Origin of the sequence: Corallococcus terminator, from assembly GCF_049194865.1 — a bacterium.
Lineage (GTDB): Bacteria > Myxococcota > Myxococcia > Myxococcales > Myxococcaceae > Myxococcus > Myxococcus terminator_A.
The window spans coordinates 162,093-178,202 of record NZ_JBLZWL010000003.1 but is presented as its reverse complement, the minus strand read 5'-3'; the positions used below and the strand labels follow the sequence as shown (position 1 = coordinate 178,202).

13 protein-coding genes and 1 pseudogene are annotated in these 16,110 nt (G+C 66.4%); 10 read left to right on the top strand and 4 right to left on the bottom strand.

The features are described from left to right. The first annotated feature begins 166 nt into the window (after window positions 1-166). Genes ACN469_RS04810 through sitI6 form a run of 3 tightly spaced genes read left to right on the top strand, consistent with a single transcriptional unit; the run spans window position 167 to window position 2,458 of the window. Window positions 167-1,045 (top strand): GNAT family N-acetyltransferase, encoded by an 879-nt coding sequence (locus ACN469_RS04810; protein ID WP_498764583.1) that lies wholly within the window; start codon window positions 167-169, stop codon window positions 1,043-1,045. Between the two features lie 12 nt (window positions 1,046-1,057). Then, on the top strand, window positions 1,058-1,729 hold the full coding sequence (sitA6, locus tag ACN469_RS04805; RefSeq protein WP_498764582.1) for a SitA6 family polymorphic toxin lipoprotein: 672 nt from the start codon (window positions 1,058-1,060) through the stop codon (window positions 1,727-1,729). A gap of 6 nt (window positions 1,730-1,735) precedes the next feature. Beyond that, a complete protein-coding gene (gene sitI6, locus ACN469_RS04800) occupies window positions 1,736-2,458 on the top strand; it encodes a SitI6 family double-CXXCG motif immunity protein (RefSeq protein WP_498764581.1) in 723 nt (240 codons plus the stop codon). Window positions 2,459-2,476: 18 nt separating this feature from the next. On the opposite strand, the gene ACN469_RS04795 is transcribed toward sitI6, so the two are convergent. Beyond that, complete coding sequence (locus ACN469_RS04795) at window positions 2,477-3,172, bottom strand: pirin family protein (protein WP_498764579.1); 696 nt, start codon at window positions 3,170-3,172, stop codon at window positions 2,477-2,479. On the opposite strand from ACN469_RS04795, the pseudogene ACN469_RS04790 reads away from it, so the two are divergent. Together ACN469_RS04790 and ACN469_RS04785 are read left to right on the top strand one after the other, a co-directional pair. Beyond that, window positions 3,142-3,609 (top strand): annotated as a pseudogene (locus ACN469_RS04790) (helix-turn-helix domain-containing protein); the annotation flags it as partial. The gene ACN469_RS04795 and the pseudogene ACN469_RS04790 overlap by 31 nt on opposite strands. Before the next feature lie 51 nt (window positions 3,610-3,660). Further along, the gene (locus tag ACN469_RS04785) at window positions 3,661-4,278 is read left to right on the top strand and encodes a type 2 periplasmic-binding domain-containing protein (protein ID WP_498764673.1); all 618 of its coding nucleotides are present in this window, start codon (window positions 3,661-3,663) and stop codon (window positions 4,276-4,278) included. A 30-nt stretch (window positions 4,279-4,308) separates the two neighbouring features. On the opposite strand, the gene ACN469_RS04780 is transcribed toward ACN469_RS04785, so the two are convergent. Beyond that, window positions 4,309-5,331 (bottom strand): AraC family transcriptional regulator, encoded by a 1,023-nt coding sequence (locus ACN469_RS04780; RefSeq protein WP_498764577.1) that lies wholly within the window; start codon window positions 5,329-5,331, stop codon window positions 4,309-4,311. A gap of 309 nt (window positions 5,332-5,640) precedes the next feature. On the opposite strand from ACN469_RS04780, the gene ACN469_RS04775 reads away from it, so the two are divergent. Beyond that, window positions 5,641-8,442, top strand: a complete 2,802-nt coding sequence (locus tag ACN469_RS04775) for a YncE family protein (protein WP_498764575.1) — start codon at window positions 5,641-5,643, stop codon at window positions 8,440-8,442. A 214-nt stretch (window positions 8,443-8,656) separates the two neighbouring features. Further along, window positions 8,657-10,303 (top strand): putative metal-binding motif-containing protein, encoded by a 1,647-nt coding sequence (locus ACN469_RS04770; RefSeq protein WP_498764573.1) that lies wholly within the window; start codon window positions 8,657-8,659, stop codon window positions 10,301-10,303. 6 nt (window positions 10,304-10,309) lie between these two features. On the opposite strand, the gene ACN469_RS04765 is transcribed toward ACN469_RS04770, so the two are convergent. Beyond that, window positions 10,310-11,107 carry an ABC transporter ATP-binding protein gene (locus tag ACN469_RS04765; RefSeq protein ID WP_498764571.1) on the bottom strand — a complete coding sequence of 266 codons (798 nt, stop codon included), beginning with the start codon at window positions 11,105-11,107 and terminating at the stop codon, window positions 10,310-10,312. A gap of 286 nt (window positions 11,108-11,393) precedes the next feature. Here ACN469_RS04765 and ACN469_RS04760 point away from each other — a divergent pair, with 286 nt between their 5' ends. After that, a complete protein-coding gene (locus tag ACN469_RS04760; RefSeq protein ID WP_498764569.1) occupies window positions 11,394-12,161 on the top strand; it encodes a polysaccharide lyase family 20 protein in 768 nt (255 codons plus the stop codon). A 292-nt stretch (window positions 12,162-12,453) separates the two neighbouring features. Here ACN469_RS04760 and ACN469_RS04755 read toward each other — a convergent pair whose 3' ends face one another. Further along, window positions 12,454-13,518: a linear amide C-N hydrolase gene (locus ACN469_RS04755; protein ID WP_498764567.1), complete on the bottom strand. Its 1,065-nt coding sequence runs from the start codon at window positions 13,516-13,518 to the stop codon at window positions 12,454-12,456. Window positions 13,519-13,842: 324 nt separating this feature from the next. On the opposite strand from ACN469_RS04755, the gene ACN469_RS04750 reads away from it, so the two are divergent. Together ACN469_RS04750 and ACN469_RS04745 are read left to right on the top strand one after the other, a co-directional pair. After that, the gene (locus tag ACN469_RS04750) at window positions 13,843-14,049 is read left to right on the top strand and encodes a hypothetical protein (protein ID WP_498764565.1); all 207 of its coding nucleotides are present in this window, start codon (window positions 13,843-13,845) and stop codon (window positions 14,047-14,049) included. A 523-nt stretch (window positions 14,050-14,572) separates the two neighbouring features. Next, window positions 14,573-16,072 (top strand): hypothetical protein, encoded by a 1,500-nt coding sequence (locus ACN469_RS04745; RefSeq protein ID WP_498764563.1) that lies wholly within the window; start codon window positions 14,573-14,575, stop codon window positions 16,070-16,072. Window positions 16,073-16,110: the final 38 nt, after the last annotated feature.

Sequence of the window (16,110 nt, the reverse complement as noted above, 5' to 3'; positions counted from 1 at the left end):
TCAGTGAATCCCGGGGGTTGAAATCGCACGCGGGTCTGGCTTCGCGGGGCGTGTTGCCTATCGCACGCGAGAGAGCACGGCCTGCGTTCCCGTGGAAGGCACGTGCGTCCCGGGTCGACGCGGCGCCGTGCGGGAATTTCCCAACCCGCGTGCGTTTGTGATGTTCATGCATCCCATGTCGAAGTCACCCCAGGTCGTGGTCATCGACCACCGCGCCCCCGAGCTGCAAGCCGCCTTCTGTGAGTACGTGCCCCACGTCTTCCGCACGGTGGACTTCCGCCGCTGGTGCACGTGGGGCGAGTGGACCGACGACTACCGCGCGTTCAGCGTGATGGACGGGGGGCGCGTGGTGGCGAATGCCTCGGTGATGAGGATGTTCCTGTGGGTGGAGGGGAGGGAGGTCGTCGGCTATCAGCTCGGGGCGGTGGGTTGTGTGCCGGAGCGACGGGGACAGGGCCTGGCGTGGTTGGCGATGGAGGCGGCGATGGAGGCGTGTGGTGACGCGCCGATGTTGTTGTTCGCGAACAAGAAGGTGCTCGACTTCTATCCGCGCTTTGGCTTCGCGCCCCGGGAGCAGACGTTGTTCGGGGTGACGCTGGACGTGGTTCCCGGAGGCGAGCCCGCGCCGGTGTTGGATGTGGCGGAGGTGTCGGTGCGAGCGAGATTGGTGGAGTTGGCGGAGGAGGGCGTCCCCGTGACGGAGCGCTTCGGAGCGCGGCGGCATGGGCATGTCGCGACCTGGTACGCGGCGGCGAACTTCGCGCGTCCGCTGCGGAAGCTGAGTGAGGATGCGTGGGTCTTCGCGGGTGTCGAGGACGGCACGCTCTACATCGAGGACGTGTTCGCGCGAGAGGGGTTCGACTTGCGTCCGCATCTATCGCGACTGGTGGAAGAGCCCGTGAAGAGAGTCCAGTTCGGCTTCACGCCCGACCGGTGGTGGCCGGGGGCGGAGGTGCTCGGCGAGGACACGGAGGCGGACCTCTTCGTGCGCAATCTCTCGCTGCCCCAGGGCGCGAATCGTTTCCCGGTGATGGCGAGGACGTGATGGGCTTGGCCCATGCGAATTCGTCACGCCCAATGGCTTGCGCTGGTCGCGGTGTCCTGGCTCGGCTGTTCCACGGTTGAAAAGCCCCCCGTGCAGCAGGCCTGGGACGAGGCCGAGCTGGAGTGTCACACGCCAGAAGAGGATCAGTGCGTAACCCTCCTGTGTCTGGGCGACACCTGTGGCTTCTATCGCTGCGAGGACACGCCGGTAGCGGTGGAGTTGGCGCGCTTCCCGCCGTCGCGCCCACCCGCTGCCGCGGCGGCACCGGGCAGTGGTCCTCGGAGGAATTGGGGCGGGGCGCAGAAACTCCCTCCGGGTTCCATCATGACGTTCCCCAACTGGAACGGTGCTCCGGACCAGGTCATCCCTCCGTCACGCCAGCTCACGGCCGGGCGTTGGGAGAAGCACCACATCTTTCCGCAGGAGCCGGCGCTGCGAGAGTGGTTCGAGACTCAGGGCGTCAAGATTCACCACTACACGATACCCATTCCCGTTGAACTTCATCATCGCATTCACAGGGTGGGTGGACGAGGAGGGGAGTGGAACGCGGCCTGGCGACAGTTTCAGGAAAATCATCCCAACGCCCTACCCGAGGCCATTTTCAAGCATGCAGGAGAGCTTATCTACCGTTTCCAGCTCATCGGAGGCCCTATCCAGCCCTACTATTCGAAGCCTGGAGCTTGAGGGCACATGAGCCGATTCTTCTGGGTGGATGAGGACGCCATTGCAGTGGCGAAGCATGGCGGGGAGGTCGAGGGTATTCACAAGTGGCTGCTGCCCGGTTTGAAGGGGTGCCCCGCCTGCGGCGCTACTTGGGGTGGCACCGGCCACTTCTACCCCGGTGTGGACCTGTCGCCCTTACCGGAGCACCGCGAATTGGAGAAGGCCCGGCCCGAACCTTTTTCAGAGTTCGTGCGCCTGCGAGAACTGGTCCGTCCGCTGGCACCCCCGAATGTCGCGCTTCCTCCGGGTACGCGCTTCGGGCCGATGGTGGGGAAGTCGTTCGGGAAGCTGCCTGCATTCGCCTGGGTGATATCGGCGCCGCTGATTCAGCGTGAAGCCATGGAGCGCCTCCATGCAGAGGGAGTGAAGAGCCTGACAGGCCATCCCACGGCATTGCGATTCCGGCAGAAGCCCCCACCGGAGCTGTTGGAACTCCAGGTGGCTCCCCATGGGAGGCTCCACCCGGACTGCATTCCCCCGGGCATGTCGACGCCGTGTCCAACATGCGGGCGGTTTGGTTTCTCTCGGCCTGACGAGCCCATCCTGGACGCGGCTTCCCTGCCCACGGACCTGGACCTGTTCCGACTGGCCAACTTCGCCACCATGGTCATCGGCACGGAGCGTTTCAAAGACGCCGTGCTCCGGCTGGAATTGGACGGCCTCAGGTTCCGCGAGCTGCCAACCCGCTGAGCCCGAAGAGCCACCGCATCAAGGAAGGTCAATCCAGAGCGCCGAACTCGCGATGTCCGCTGTCACCGTGACCGAACCCTCGCCGAGCACGGCGCCTTCGCCGAGCGCCAGGTTCACACCCGCGCCGCCCTGGAGCGCCTCAACCCGAAGCGGTCCCGTCGTCGCGAGCAGGTATCCGTTACGGACGCGGTCGAGCGTCAGCTTCTCGGGCCGGCCCGCGACGAGCGGGAGCCACCAGACCCGCACGTCGGCGCGCAGAGGCATCCCTTCGTCGCCCGCGATGAGCTGACGTCCGTCATCCGAGAGCTGGCGCGAGTAGTAGGCAGGGGGGCCGCCGTACGTGTGCGGCCGGAACCACAACTGGAGCATCCGCGTCGGTCGGTCTGTGTCGTTTCCCTCGGCGTGCACCATCCCGCTCCGCGCCGAAATCAACTGCGCGGTCCGCGGGCCCATCGTCGCGCCGTGAGCCTGGTTTCCGTGATGGGACAGCGTCCCGTCCACGACGATGCTGAGGATCTCCATCTCCTCATGCGGGTGAAGGGGGAACCGCGATTTCGGCGCGAACGTCGCATCCGCGAGGACGAGCAGCGGCCCCAGCGGCCGACCCTGGCCGGAGTGGGGGCCCACCGTCGCGACGAAGTGGTCCCGGAGCGAGAGCCACGAAAGCGTGGTTCTAGGCAGCGATGCGAGCGGGCGGTGTTCGACGTGTGGCATGGGCAAGCTCTTTTCGGTGTGACAACCGGACAGGGCCACGGCGCTTCCGGCGACGAACGTGCGACGGGAGAGCTTCACGACTTCAACCTCGCCGTCAGCGTAGCGCGCGAGGAGCGCATCGACGTCGTCGCGTTGTCAGTGGTCGCGAAGCCAACGGGCAGGTTGTCCGGATCGCCGACCATGGTTGTTTCCTCTCGCGCTGGGGTGCGCTTGAAGAATTACCTCGGCATGGCTCGTTTGACAGCTCCAAGCGAGCGCACAGAGGATGTGCACATATGCACATCTCCTGGGACGAGCTTCAAACCATCGAGGCGCTTGTTCGCACTGGCAGCGTCGAGGCCGCGGGACGCGAGCTTTCGCTTCGACATTCTTCGGTGTCGAGGAGGGTCGCGGCACTGGAGGCGCGTCTCGGCACGGCTCTGTTCGCGCGGGGCGCTCGACTCGTACCGAGCGCGCTGACGCTGCGAATCGCGGAGAGGGCCGCGCCCATGCGCGTGACCGCGAGGGAAATCGAGGACTTCGTGGGGTCCGAGAGAAGGGGCCGGGAACGAACCCTCGTCATCACGACCAGCGACGTGCTGGCGCCGCTCTTGTTCCTCGCGCTCGCGAAGGCCAGGCCCGTGCAGGCGGTAGAGGTGCTTGTGAGTGACGACGAGCTCGAGCTGCTGCCAGGGCAGGTCGACCTCGCTCTTCGTCCCGGTCAGAACCCGAGCGGGTCGCTGCGCGGTCGACGGCTCGGGCGGTTGAAGGTCGGAGTGTATCGCGCGCGAGGCGGAGCATCGGGTTGGCTGCAGCCGAGCGTCGGGCTGCGAGCCAAGTCCTCGATGGGTTGGTGGCGCGAGGTGCCCAAGGACGTGCCGGGTGCCGTGACGTGCGGCTCACTCCTGGCCATGCGCGATGCGTGTTGCGTCGGCCTTGGACGAGCCGCGCTCCCATCCTTCCTCGCGCACGGGGACGCCCGGCTCCAGCTCGAGAAGGAACTCGACGGCGGGCCACCCCTCTGGCTCCTCGCGCCGATGGCCCGTGGCATACCGAAGGAGCTTCGCGAGGCGCAGCAGGAGCTCTTCTCCGCGCTGCGCGCGACGGAGGGCGCCTTCGCCGAATGAGCTCTGCTCGGGGCACGTTGGCCCCGAGCCTCACGAACCCGAGCGAGCCCGAGCCGGCGTCCCGAAGCGGCTCGGAGGTTGTCCCGTCCACCGCCGGAACGCGCGGGTGAACGTGCTCACATCGGAGAAGCCCAACAGATACGCAATCTCGCTCACCGACCGCCCAGGCTCGGAGAGATACGACAGGGCCAGCGTCCGGCGAGTCTCCGCGAGCAACTCACGGAACCCCGACCCCGAATCCACCAACCTCCGCTGCAAACTCCGCGCGCTCATGTGCAGCCGCTCCGCCACCTTCTCCTGCGACGGCTCTCCCTGTGGCAGCAGCTCCAGCAACACCGCGCGCACCCGCGCCACCACGTCCTGCCCCGCCTGCCGGGCCAGGTGCCGGGTGATGAGCTCGTCATTGATGCGCGCCAGCTCCGGATTCGCTCCCGGCAGCGTCACCTCGAACGGCGGACGCTCGTACACCAGCACGTCCGCATTCGCTCCGAAGGTCACCTTGCACCGGAACAGCTTCGCGTAAGGCGTCAGGTCCGCCGGCTCCGGGCGGCGCAGCAGCACCTCGCGCGGCGACAATTCCTTGCCGTACACCACCCGGCAGAAGCGCACGAGCAGGTACGCCACCGCGTCCGTCTCCTCCTCGCACAGGTGCGGCCCATCGCCCCCGTCGAAGAGGATCACCTGATAGCAGTCCCCATCTCGCGTGAAGGCCGGCCGGAGCGCATCGGAGACCAGCGCCACCGCGTGCACCAGCCGCTCGAAGGCCTCGCGCAGCGTGCTGGACGCATTCAGCCGGTAGCCCACCGCATGGAACGTCGTGGGGCTCACCTGCCGCGCCATCTCCAGTCCAATGGCCGGCTCCCCCGAGCGCTCCACCGCCAGCCGCCACAGCCGAGTCATCCCCTTTTGCGGATACCGCGCGTTGGCGTCTCCCAGCAGCCCCGGGTTCAGTCCCGCCTGCACGAACAGCGCATGCGAGTCCACGCCGCGCAGCTCCAGCGTCCGGTGGAGCGCCAGCGCCCAGCTCGTCAACATGGTCGCCGGAGAGCTCATGTTGTCGCCTTCGGTCAAAGGAATTGGCGGAACGGAGCAAGCACCCAAGGCGCATCCCCCGGTACCTTGTCTTCCTCGGAATCCTGCCATGTCGGAGGTGAGGATGCTTGCCCTCGCATCGCGTGCCTTCCCTGTGACGCATTGCGTTATGTCTGTCTGTAGACCGCCTCGAGCGTAGCGGTTCAGAGGCGCCACGCTTTTCCACCCCGCTCACATTCTGGCTTCACCCTTCCGTCGGCAGATGCCCCGCCGCGCCTTGGTCGGCGTGTGCGTTGTCCCCCTCGTCATACCCAGAGGTCTGGCTTCCCCATGACTCCCCCGAGACTCAGAAGCATCCAGAAGTCCTTGCTGGCGGCGCTGTCGCTGCTCGCTGTCATGACACCGGCCTTCACGCCGGCGGAAGCGGCGGCACCTTCCTTCCTCGCCTTCGAGAGCGGCCATGTCCGTCCGCTCGCGCTGTCACCGGATGGCACGCGGCTGTTCGCGGTGAACACTCCGGACAACAGCCTGTCCATCTTCACGGTGGGGGCCACGGGGCTCGCGCTGCAGGCGAAGGTTCCGGTGGGACTGGAGCCTGTCGCGGTGGCGCCGCGAGGCAACAACGAGGTCTGGGTGGTCAACCACCTGTCGGACAGTGTCAGCGTCGTCTCGCTCACGGGCACGCCGCGCGTGGTGCGCACGTTGTTGGTGGGTGACGAGCCCAGAGACCTCGTCTTCGCGGGCACGGGGGGCCGGGCGTTCATCACCACGGCGCACCGGGGACAGCACCGCACGCACTCCTCGATTGCGGCGGTGCCGGGCGCGGGAGACCCGCAGCTCACCACACCGGGCGTGGGGCGCGCGGATGTCTGGGTGTTCGACCCGGCGAACCTGGGCACGACGCTGGGTGGCACGCCGGTGCGCATCCTCAACCTGTTCGGTGACACGCCTCGGGCGCTGACGGTGAGCCCGGATGGACAGACGGTGTATGCGGCCGTGTTCAAGTCTGGCAACCAGACGACCTCCCTGCTGGAGGAGACGGTGTGTGAGGGCTTCAATCCCTACCTGCCCTGTCTGGTGAATGGCTCCATCTATCCAGGTGGCAGCCCGGGCCCGGCCACCAACCACCAGGGCGTGCCGGCGCCCGAAGTCGCGCTCATCGTGAAGTACAACAACCAGTCCAACAAGTGGCAGGACGAGCTGGGGCGCAACTGGAACAACGCGGTGCGCTTCCGGCTGCCGGACCAGGACGTCTTCGCGCTCGACGCGAACACCCTGGGCCAGAAGGCGGCCTATCCGCACGTGGGCACCACGCTGTTCAACATGGTGACCAACCCGGTGACGGGCACGGTGTACGTGTCCAACACGGAGGCCTTCAACCACGTCCGCTTCGAGGGTCCCGGCAACTACGGCGGCACCACGGTGCAGGGCCACCTGGCGGAGACGCGCATCACCGCCATCCTCGGCGGCACCGTGCTGCCCCGGCACCTGAACAAGCACCTGGACTACGCGAAGCTGGCGAACGAGCCCGGGTTCGACCCGGCGGCGAAGGCGCACAGCCTCTCCATGCCGCTGGACATGGTGGTGAGCCGCGATGGCCGGAAGCTCTACGTGGCCGCGTACAGCTCCAGCAAGGTGGGCGTGTTCGACACGCAGGCCCTGGAGGCGGACAGCTTCAACCCGAAGGTCGCCAGCGCCGCGTACATCCCGGTCAGCGGTGGTGGGCCCAGCGGCCTGATTCTGGATGAGACGCGCAACCGCCTCTATGTGATGACCCGCTTCGACAACGCGGTGAAGGTCATCGACCTGGCCACGCGCGTGGAGCTGGGCAAGCAGGTGCTGGCCAACCCGGAGCCAGCGTCGGTGGTGCAGGGGCGGCCGGTGCTCTACGACGCCTCGACGCTCTCCGCCAACGGCGAGGCCTCGTGCGCGAGCTGCCACATCTTCGGCGACATGGATGACCTCGCGTGGGATTTGGGCAATCCGGACGAGGACGTGACGGTGAACACGATTCCGGGGCGCCTGTTGGGCGCGGCGGAGCTGCTCAAGCCGCACATCAACGGCTCCGGCAACGTGGAGGACTTCCACCCGATGAAGGGCCCCATGACGACGCAGACGCTGCGCGGCATGGTCAACTCCGGTGCGATGCACTGGCGTGGCGACCGCTCCACGGGCTTCTTCGGCGTGGGGCAGCTGGACCCGAACCTGTCCTTCATGAACTTCATCGTCGCGTTCGAGGGCCTGCTGGGCCGGGCGAGCATGCCCACGGTGGCGGAGATGCAGCGCTTCACCGACTTCCAGTTGCAGGTGCAGTTGCCGCCGAACCCGGTGCGCAACCTGGACAACACGCTGACGGCGGCGCAGCAGCGGGGCCTGAACTTCTACTCGGGCACGCGTCGCTCGGACGGCATTCCGTTCGGAGAGGGGCTGGGCTTCACGTGTGAGGGGTGTCACCGCATCGACGCGTCCCAGGGCTTCTTCGGGACGGATGGTCGGGTGAGCTTCGAGAACATCCCCCAGATTGTGAAGATCCCCCACCTGCGCAACATCTATCAAAAGGTCGGCATGTTCGGGAACGCGACGACGCCCTTCTTCCTGGCGCCGGACAGTGGCTGGCAAGGGGACCAGGTGCGTGGCTTTGGCTTCGTGCATGACGGCGCGGTGGACACCGCGGCGCGGTTCCTGTCGGCCATCGTGTTCATCCCGAGCCTCGGCGTGGGCTTCCCGTTGAACAACCCGGATGGGACGCGGCGGGACGTGGAGCAGTTGTTGCTCGCGTTCGACACGGACCTGGCGCCGATTGTCGGTCAGCAGGTGACGTTGACGAACACGAACTCCGCGAGCGTGGGGACGCGCATCGACCTGCTGTTGCAGCGTGCGCGCACGCCGTTCACCTCGAAGATTCTGGGAGGCGCGGTGACGGAGTGTGACCTGGTGGCGAAGGTGGCGCTCGGGGGCCGCGTGAAGGGCTTCCTCTTCAGCCCGTCCGCGAATGCCTTCACGCCGGATGACGGGACGACGGCGAACGTGACGGACGCGACGCTGCGCAACTACGCGAAGACGGCGGGCCAGGAGGTGACCTACACCTGCGTGCCGCCGGGCTCGGGTCCGCGCATCGGCCTCAATCGCTAGCAGTCGAGTCGGAGGGCTCACCCGCGAGGAGGCAGACAGGCTCCTCGCGGGGCCCCGCGAGAGGGACGCGCCGTGTGGAAAAGCCTCGCACGCGACGTGGATGGGGATGTGAGGCTGACCAGGCCCTGCGAAATAGTTGCGTGAGTAAAGCATTCCACGGGGTGCATGTCTGGGGCTTGGCTTTCCTGGAACGTGCCGTGTCATCCTGCCTGGCATGCAAGCAAGGCATGTTCATGCGGGGGTGGGGCTCCTGCTGCTGGCGGTGATGGCGGCGGCGTGTGGCTCCTCGGGCTCGAAGGATGAGGGGACGCGGGACTCGGGCCCGAGCGTGGTGGAGGACGGAGGCAGGGATGGGGGCCGGCCCGAGGATGGAGGGGGCACTGGCACCGACGGTGGACCGGATGGTGGCGTGCCCGAGGATGCGGGGACGCCCGAGCCGGATGCCGGCACTCCCGAGGATGCGGGGACGCCCGAGGACGCTGGTACGCCCGAGCCGGATGGCGGCGTGGAGCCGCTGGCGTGTGAGAAGACGCGAGGTGTCTGCGCGGGGGCACGGCGGGCCTGGGTGGACGGCGCCTATGAGGCGGTGTGCACGGGGCGCTCGTATGGCGCGGACTACGAGGAGGGAGCGGAGACGCGCTGCGACGGGCTCGACAACGATTGCGATGGCGTGACGGACCCTCCGAGCTGGTCCCGCGTGACGAGCCTGGAGACGGCGTTCGGGCAGGTCTCCAGTCTCAAGACGGACAGCGGCGTGTTCGTGACCATTGGCGACAGCAACAGGGTCCTCATCCTGCGATTGAGCTCGGAGTTGTCCATCCAGGGGACGGCGAGCGTGTCGATGCCGTGGATTCGGACGGAAGCCCCCGCGGGGACGCTCCAGTCCGCCCAGCTCGTGCGCACGGAAGCCGGCTTCGCGCTGCACTACTCCACCGTGGCGCTCAATGGGGGGGCGCCGCTCCGGGCGTATCTGGTCCCGCTCGATGTCCGAGGTGCGCCGACTTCGCTGCCCGAGGGAGGGCTGGTGGAGTACCCGCTCCTCGACAGGGCGTTGGACAGTGGAAGCACCCGTGCGGCGACGTCCGTCGCGGGGGACCGGGTGGTGGTCATCTGGCGCTCGGGTTCCGCGCAGTCCCCGCCGATGCAGGTGATGGGGACGGTGACGGATGCCGAGGGAACGGTGCTCACGGCGCCCAAGTCACTCTTCACGAGCGAGGGGAATGTCACGCAGAGGCTGGCGAATGTCCTGTGGCTGCGCAATGGAGAGATTCTGGTCGCCATGAGTGATCAGTCGGGGATTCCGGGTGACACCGTGCGACTGCGTCGCTTCGATGCCAACCTGGACCCGGTGGGGGTTGAGCGCTCCTTCGAAACCTCCGAGGAGTCGATGCCCTTGCTGGTGGATCTAGGCTCCGCGCGCGGTGGGCCGCTGGCGTCGCCCGTGCTGGTGCTGCGAGTGAGCTACGCGCCGGACTGGACCCGACAGCTTCAGGTGGTCCAGAACCTTTTCGGCGGTGGGTTGCCGGAGAAGTGGGCGGAGGCGCCCACGACAGAGACCATCTGGTATGGCGCCCTCGCGGACGAAGGCGTGCTGCGGCTGGGGTGGCTCGCTGAGTTCAAGGACCATCAAGCGCCGCCGCCGGGAGGCGATGACTGGCTCGGATGGAATGGACGCCTGTGGACCTTGGACGAGGGGCAGGCCGCGGTGGACAGGTCTCCGGACTCCGAATACCTGCCACTGCATCGGTATGCGCAGTGGGTCCTGATGGAGAAGCTCGCGCCCCGCCGCGTGGGCGCCATGTACATGACGACCACGCTGGACGGCAGCTACCTGGACTCGGTGCGCTACTGCACGCCGTGAAGCGCCTCAGCTCCCGGCGGTGCGTCCGCGCTGGGAGCGGCGTCGGAGGTAGTTGTTGAGGAAGGCCTTCACTGCGGGGTGCTGGGATTCGCGGAAGGCGTCGGGCGGGCCATACTCGACGACGCGGCCCTCGTGCATCAGCGCCATGTGGTCCGCCATGCCGAAGGCGGAGGCGACGTCGGGCGTAATCACCAGCGACGTGGCGCCGAGCTGCTGCTTGCCGGTGAAGATGATTTCGTTGACGGAGGCCGTGGTGAGCGGGTCCAACCCGGCCGTGGGGTCGTCGTAGAGGAGGATTTTTGGCTGGAGGATGGCGGCGCGCGCGAAGCCCACGCGCTTCTGCATGCCGCCGGACAGCTCGCCCGGGAAACGCGTCGACGCGTGGGACAGCCCCACGCTGGCGAGCGTCTTGTCCACCGTCTGGCGAATCTCCTCCTCGGACATGCGGGTGCGCTGGCGCAGCGGGAAGGCCACGTTGTCGTAGACGTTGAGCGAGTCGAACAGGGCGTTGGCCTGGAACAGGATGCCCTGCTGACGGCGCATCTGGTCCAGCGCCTTCTCGCTCAGCTCCGACACCTCCTCGCCGTTGACCTTCACCGAGCCGCTGTCCGGCGTCATCAGCCCCATGACGTGCTTCATCAGCACGGACTTGCCGGAGCCGGACACGCCCATCAGCACGCAGGTGGTGCCCTCGGGCACGACGAGGTTCGCCCCGCGCAGCGCCGCGTTGTCGCCGAAGGACTTGTGGAGGTCCTTCACCTCGATGACCAGCTTCGCTGCCGCCTGACTGCCCGATTCACTCATCGCTCCTCACCATAGTGCGCGCCTCTCCGCTCCGCCCCTCCCAAGACGCGCGCACCCGGTGTCCCACCACCCAGCGGCACCTCGTCCCCCTGCTCGGCGCACCGGCGAAACCACCACCTGGCCTGGATTGATGCAGCCTCCCGGTGGGCCCTCGCCGCTTCCGCGCGTCCGAGCGCTCGAAAGATGACGTCCCCTTCACCTGGGCATGCACTGTCGCGTTTTACTGGTTAAGAGGACTTTGGGGCCGAGCGGGGCTCAGGCCCCGAACCCCTCACCCCCGAGCACAATGAAAACCAAGAATCTGGGTGTCGTCGCAGGTGCCACGTTGTTGGCGTTTGGGCTGGTCGCCGAGGCGGCGTCGCTCTTCAACAACACGGGCACGTTGGCTGGCTGGAACTCCATCAGCCGGGAGCACCGAGGTTCGGTGAACGAGGTGACGAACGTCACCTACGAGGGCCCGACGGCCCTGAAGATGACGCAGATCTACGACGCGGCCTACGGCGGCCGGTACCACTCGGAGGTGATGCGCAGCAACGTGTACCGCCGAGGGGACACGGGCTTCTACGGCTTCGCGTTCCGGCTGCAGGCGGATTGGCAGTTCCAGCCGCAGTCGTACAACATCGCGCAGTTCATCGCGGACTTCTCCGACACGGGCTGTGACGACTACATGCCGTCGAGCATGGTGTGGCTTTCGGGCAACCAGCTCTTCACGCGGGTGAAGCAGGGCACCATCTGCAGTCAGAAGACGGTGACGTTCGGCAACCTGGCCACGGTGACGGCGGGGGAGTGGCACAAGATTGTGATTCAGGCGAAGTGGGCGACGGACGGGACGGGCTTCTACAAGATGTGGTTCGACGGGACGAAGGTCCTGGAGCAGTACGGCCTGAACACGACGATAGCGGACGACCGCTACTTCCAGTTCCGCGTCGGGCTGTATGCCAATGGCTGGTACGACAACGGGTACATGCAGGGCAGCCAGGGGACGCGGAGCATCTGGTTCGACGAGATTGGCGTGGGCACGACCTTCGCCGACGCAGACCCCGCGCAGTGGTAGCGAGCGCCTGAGCGAGCCCCGTGACTCGGGGTCGGAGTCACGGGGCTCGCTTAGGCAGACGCGGCAAGCCGCCAGCGGGGCGAATACACCCTGGGAATGGAAACGCTGTACCCACTTCCTGGGTGTCGGGTGGACTGGGTGGCTCACGGTAGCGCGGAGGGTGTCGTCCTCGGGGCGCGTATGGAGGGCACGCGGTCCATGGCAGCTACGTCCGACGCCCGGCGGACCTGCTTCTCCGGCGTGGGGGAGTCCTTCGCTCATGCCCCGAGGAGACAAAACCTCGGAGATCGCGTCAAACGGCTCTGGGTTGGCGTCGCGGCGTTCGATCCTCGATGTCTTGCGCTTTTCGGGTGTCGAGGGGGACGTAGAGGATCTTCTTGTCGAGCGCGTTGAAGTCGACATCCTTCAGCGAGATCTTGCGAACCCGACGATTGTCCTGGGTGTGGAAATAGAAAATGAGATTGCGCGTGTCGGACGCCGTCGTCCACTGGGTCGAGCTACGAAGATCGTGCGCCGTCCGCTCGCCGGTGCCTTGATAGCCCTCTCCCGGCGCCAGAGGGAGGTTGAAGCCATCCAGGATCCGAAGGAGTTCGTAGACGGTCTCCTCTGCGTCCCGCGTGGCCCGCGCAGTCTGGCTGAACGCGACCGCGCGCACAAAACGCGAAGGAGGCGTGTAATCACCAGGCAGACCAATCATCCCGCTGCCCACCCCCAGGGGGGCGAAGTTGATGCCCTCAAGCTCGCCTTCGGGCAAGGACACCGGGGAGAGGTTGACGTAGTTTCGCAGGTTGGTCATGTGCCACGAATATTCCGGGGCGTTGGTGATGACCCGGAGGGGTGCGTCAAAGAAGTGCATCTTGCCGTTGAGGAATTCGACGACGATCGCTTTGCCGCTTGCCTCCACAATCATGAGATGGCCGGGCGGAGCCATCTTGATGGCGTGCTCGACCACGGGGGGCACATGGAGCTTCGGCAGCGCCTCGCGCACTTCCTTGAGCGCCGAGAAATTGCCGAGGATGTACTGGACCAACTCTCCCGCCGACAATGTGACATGCGCCTTGTTCGGATCATAGGTTTCGTACGAGGCGAACCCGGGGTGGTAGAAGAATCCGCAGGCCAGGCCGGCCTCGTTCAATCCATCGGTGAAGATCTGCTTCTCCAGCGCGTCGATGCCGACGAATGCGAGTTTCGAACTCCAACTGATGCCGGTCTGCTTGGGATTGGGTGTGGAGCCCTGGAAAGCCGTGCCGGGCGGGACCACGGCCAACCGTGAAACGAGATCGAACGATGCCCACTCCATGGTGCGGCCGTAAATGACACTTTCATCCTTCGCGGTCAGGACAATGCCAGTGCACATGTTTTGTTGCTCCTTGATTTCGGGTCAGGACTGCTCGCTCGTGGTCGGGGAGGGGGCAGCACGGTGCTGTGTCTGATTCATGACTTCGGAATACACCGCAGCGTCGGGCGCACGGTCGTCCAGCCGCCCCCTGTCATGACGAGCCACGTCAGTGTGGGTTGTGAGTGATTGCTGTTGCAAGGGCTTGTGGCGCGCGTTGTGTGGTTTCGCTCATGTCCTCCCTGACCCGGGAGAGCGGAGACCCAGGCTTGCCAGGGACTCTCCTGCCCATGCCCCCTGATTCGCGAGCCAGATGAAACCGTCGCTGGATGTGTGGTGTAGCCCTTGAACAAGGTCTGGGCGGACGCGGGCTACTTCTCAGCGAAGAATGTCCACTGGCTGGAGTCGGTGGGCGTCGAGCCGTACCTCGCCACCGGCCACCAGAAGCATGGAGAAGCGCCACCGGAAGTCCGAGGCCGCCCGCCCACGGGACTCACCCCGAAGGAGCGGATGGCCCGGAAACTGGCGACGAAGCGAGGCAAGGAGGTGTAACGGATGCGCAAGGCGATTGTGGAACCCGTCTTCGGCCAAATCAAAGAGGCTCGCGCAATGCGTGCCCTGCTGCGACGAGGCCTGATGGCCGCCTGGCAGGAGTGGGCCCTCTGTTGATGGTCACTGGCGACGGCGGTCTCCACGAACCGACCGAGCCTTGAAGGCTCATTCAGGGGCCCTGTCATGCGCCCAGCATTCGAATGGAGCTTATTTAAACCAAGAGCCCTTCGCTTAAATAAGCCCCTCCTTAAGGAAAGCCGCCTTTAGTAGCTGAATTTTCTTGGTAATATCAATGGGTTGCATATTTGCTTCCGCGTCAATCCGGGGCCGCGTGAGCCCCGCGACCGCTGCTCAGGACGTCGTGCTCGCGCAGCGGTCGATGATGGCGCGAAGCTGCGTCTTCACCCCCGTGAGCGCGTGCTGAGGCGCGCATGCCGCAGCGAGCCGGCGAGCGCACTGGATATCGCTTGAAGCACCGCTCCGTTGCTTCCGAGCAGTCCCCATCATTTTCCCCGAGGACTTCATGCCCTTTCATCCCCGCACCATTTCCCCACCGTTGGCACTCGCACTGGCCACGGTCCTCTCCCTCGCCTGCGGCCCGGCGCCCACGTCCACCGAGCCCGTGGTCACCACCGCGTCCGCGTCGCTCGTCCCCCTCCAGGGAGACACCTCCTGTGTCTGGGGAAGCCCGGACTGCAACCTCTGTGTCCTCGATGTGCCCGCGCGCTTCGCTGAGCTCAGGGACCACGGCGAGGTGCTCGGCTTCCGTTCCGGCCCGTTCAACTTCAACGTCGCCTATCCCGGGGGCAATCACTGGCAGGGGATTCAACGCCTGTCACTTGGCTCCGGACGGTACCTCGTCGTGTCCAAGCGCGACGACAACGTCAACGGCAACGTGGGCCACGTCGTGCACCTGCCCTCCCGCAACGGCGAGGGGCTGCGCTTGCGCTCCAATCGCTTGTCTCCCTCCATCTCCCAGCCCGAGGACACCGCCCCGCCCCTCGATGACCGCGCGGTGTCGGCGCTCCCTCTCGTCGGCGGCTACGCCCACGGCGGTGGCATGCAGGCGGTGGGCAACATCGTCGCGCTCCCCATGGAGCAGGGCTCCGGCCCTGGCCGAGTCGCGCTGTATGACTTCAACCAGGGCCTGGCGCCCGAGCCCTTCGCCCTCATCGACGGCGCCACCCCGAACGCGGGCACCGCGTCACTGACGCGCCTGTCCGACCGGCGCTACCTGCTCCTGCTCGGCCAGTACGACGCGAAGGTGCTCGAGGTCTTCCTCTCCACCTCCACGGACCTCCGCTCGCCGACGAACGGCTGGACGCGCGTGGACCAGTGGGCCCGCGAGGAGCTGGCCTCCGACACCTGGGGCCCCTTCCAGAACCTCAACTTCGTCACCGACTGTCAGAACGGGCAGCTCTACCTGGTGGGCACGCTGCTGGGCGGACTGCGCTGGGGCCCCGTCAGTGACGACCATGCCCACCTCTATCGGGTCAACCTGGACGGCCACCTGCGCCTGGAGCACGTCGCCGCGAAGCACCTGTACTGCAGCAACGACGGCGCGCGGCAGTGCAACCTCGACGCGGCCGGCGGCACGTTCGTGGGCCCGGACCGCAAGCTCATCCTCTACGCCACCGAGCACGCCGACGACGGCCCCTCGGGCTCCGTGAAGATGGTGGAGTTCCGGAACATCTGGGCGAACGACGGCTGCGGCACCCACGTCGCGCGCGCCTTCGTCGATTTCTACGACGACTCCGACTTCAGCGACCGGGGCTTCATCTTCGATTTCGCGGACCAGGGCGCGAAGAACTGGGCCCGCCTCCACGATATCGACGGGCTCAACGACAAGGTCTCCTCCGTGCGCTGGTGCCTCCCACCCGGACACCGCGTGCGGCTCCATGCCGACTCGAACTACAGCGGCAAGACTCAGGACCTCATCGGCGATGGTTCACTGCGAGAAGTGAATCTCAATTCCTGGGGATTTGGAGACAAGGTCTCCTCCGCGCGCTGGCTCGCGGACTGAAACATTCAGACACATGGCCCCAGGGGGTGGGGTGGAAA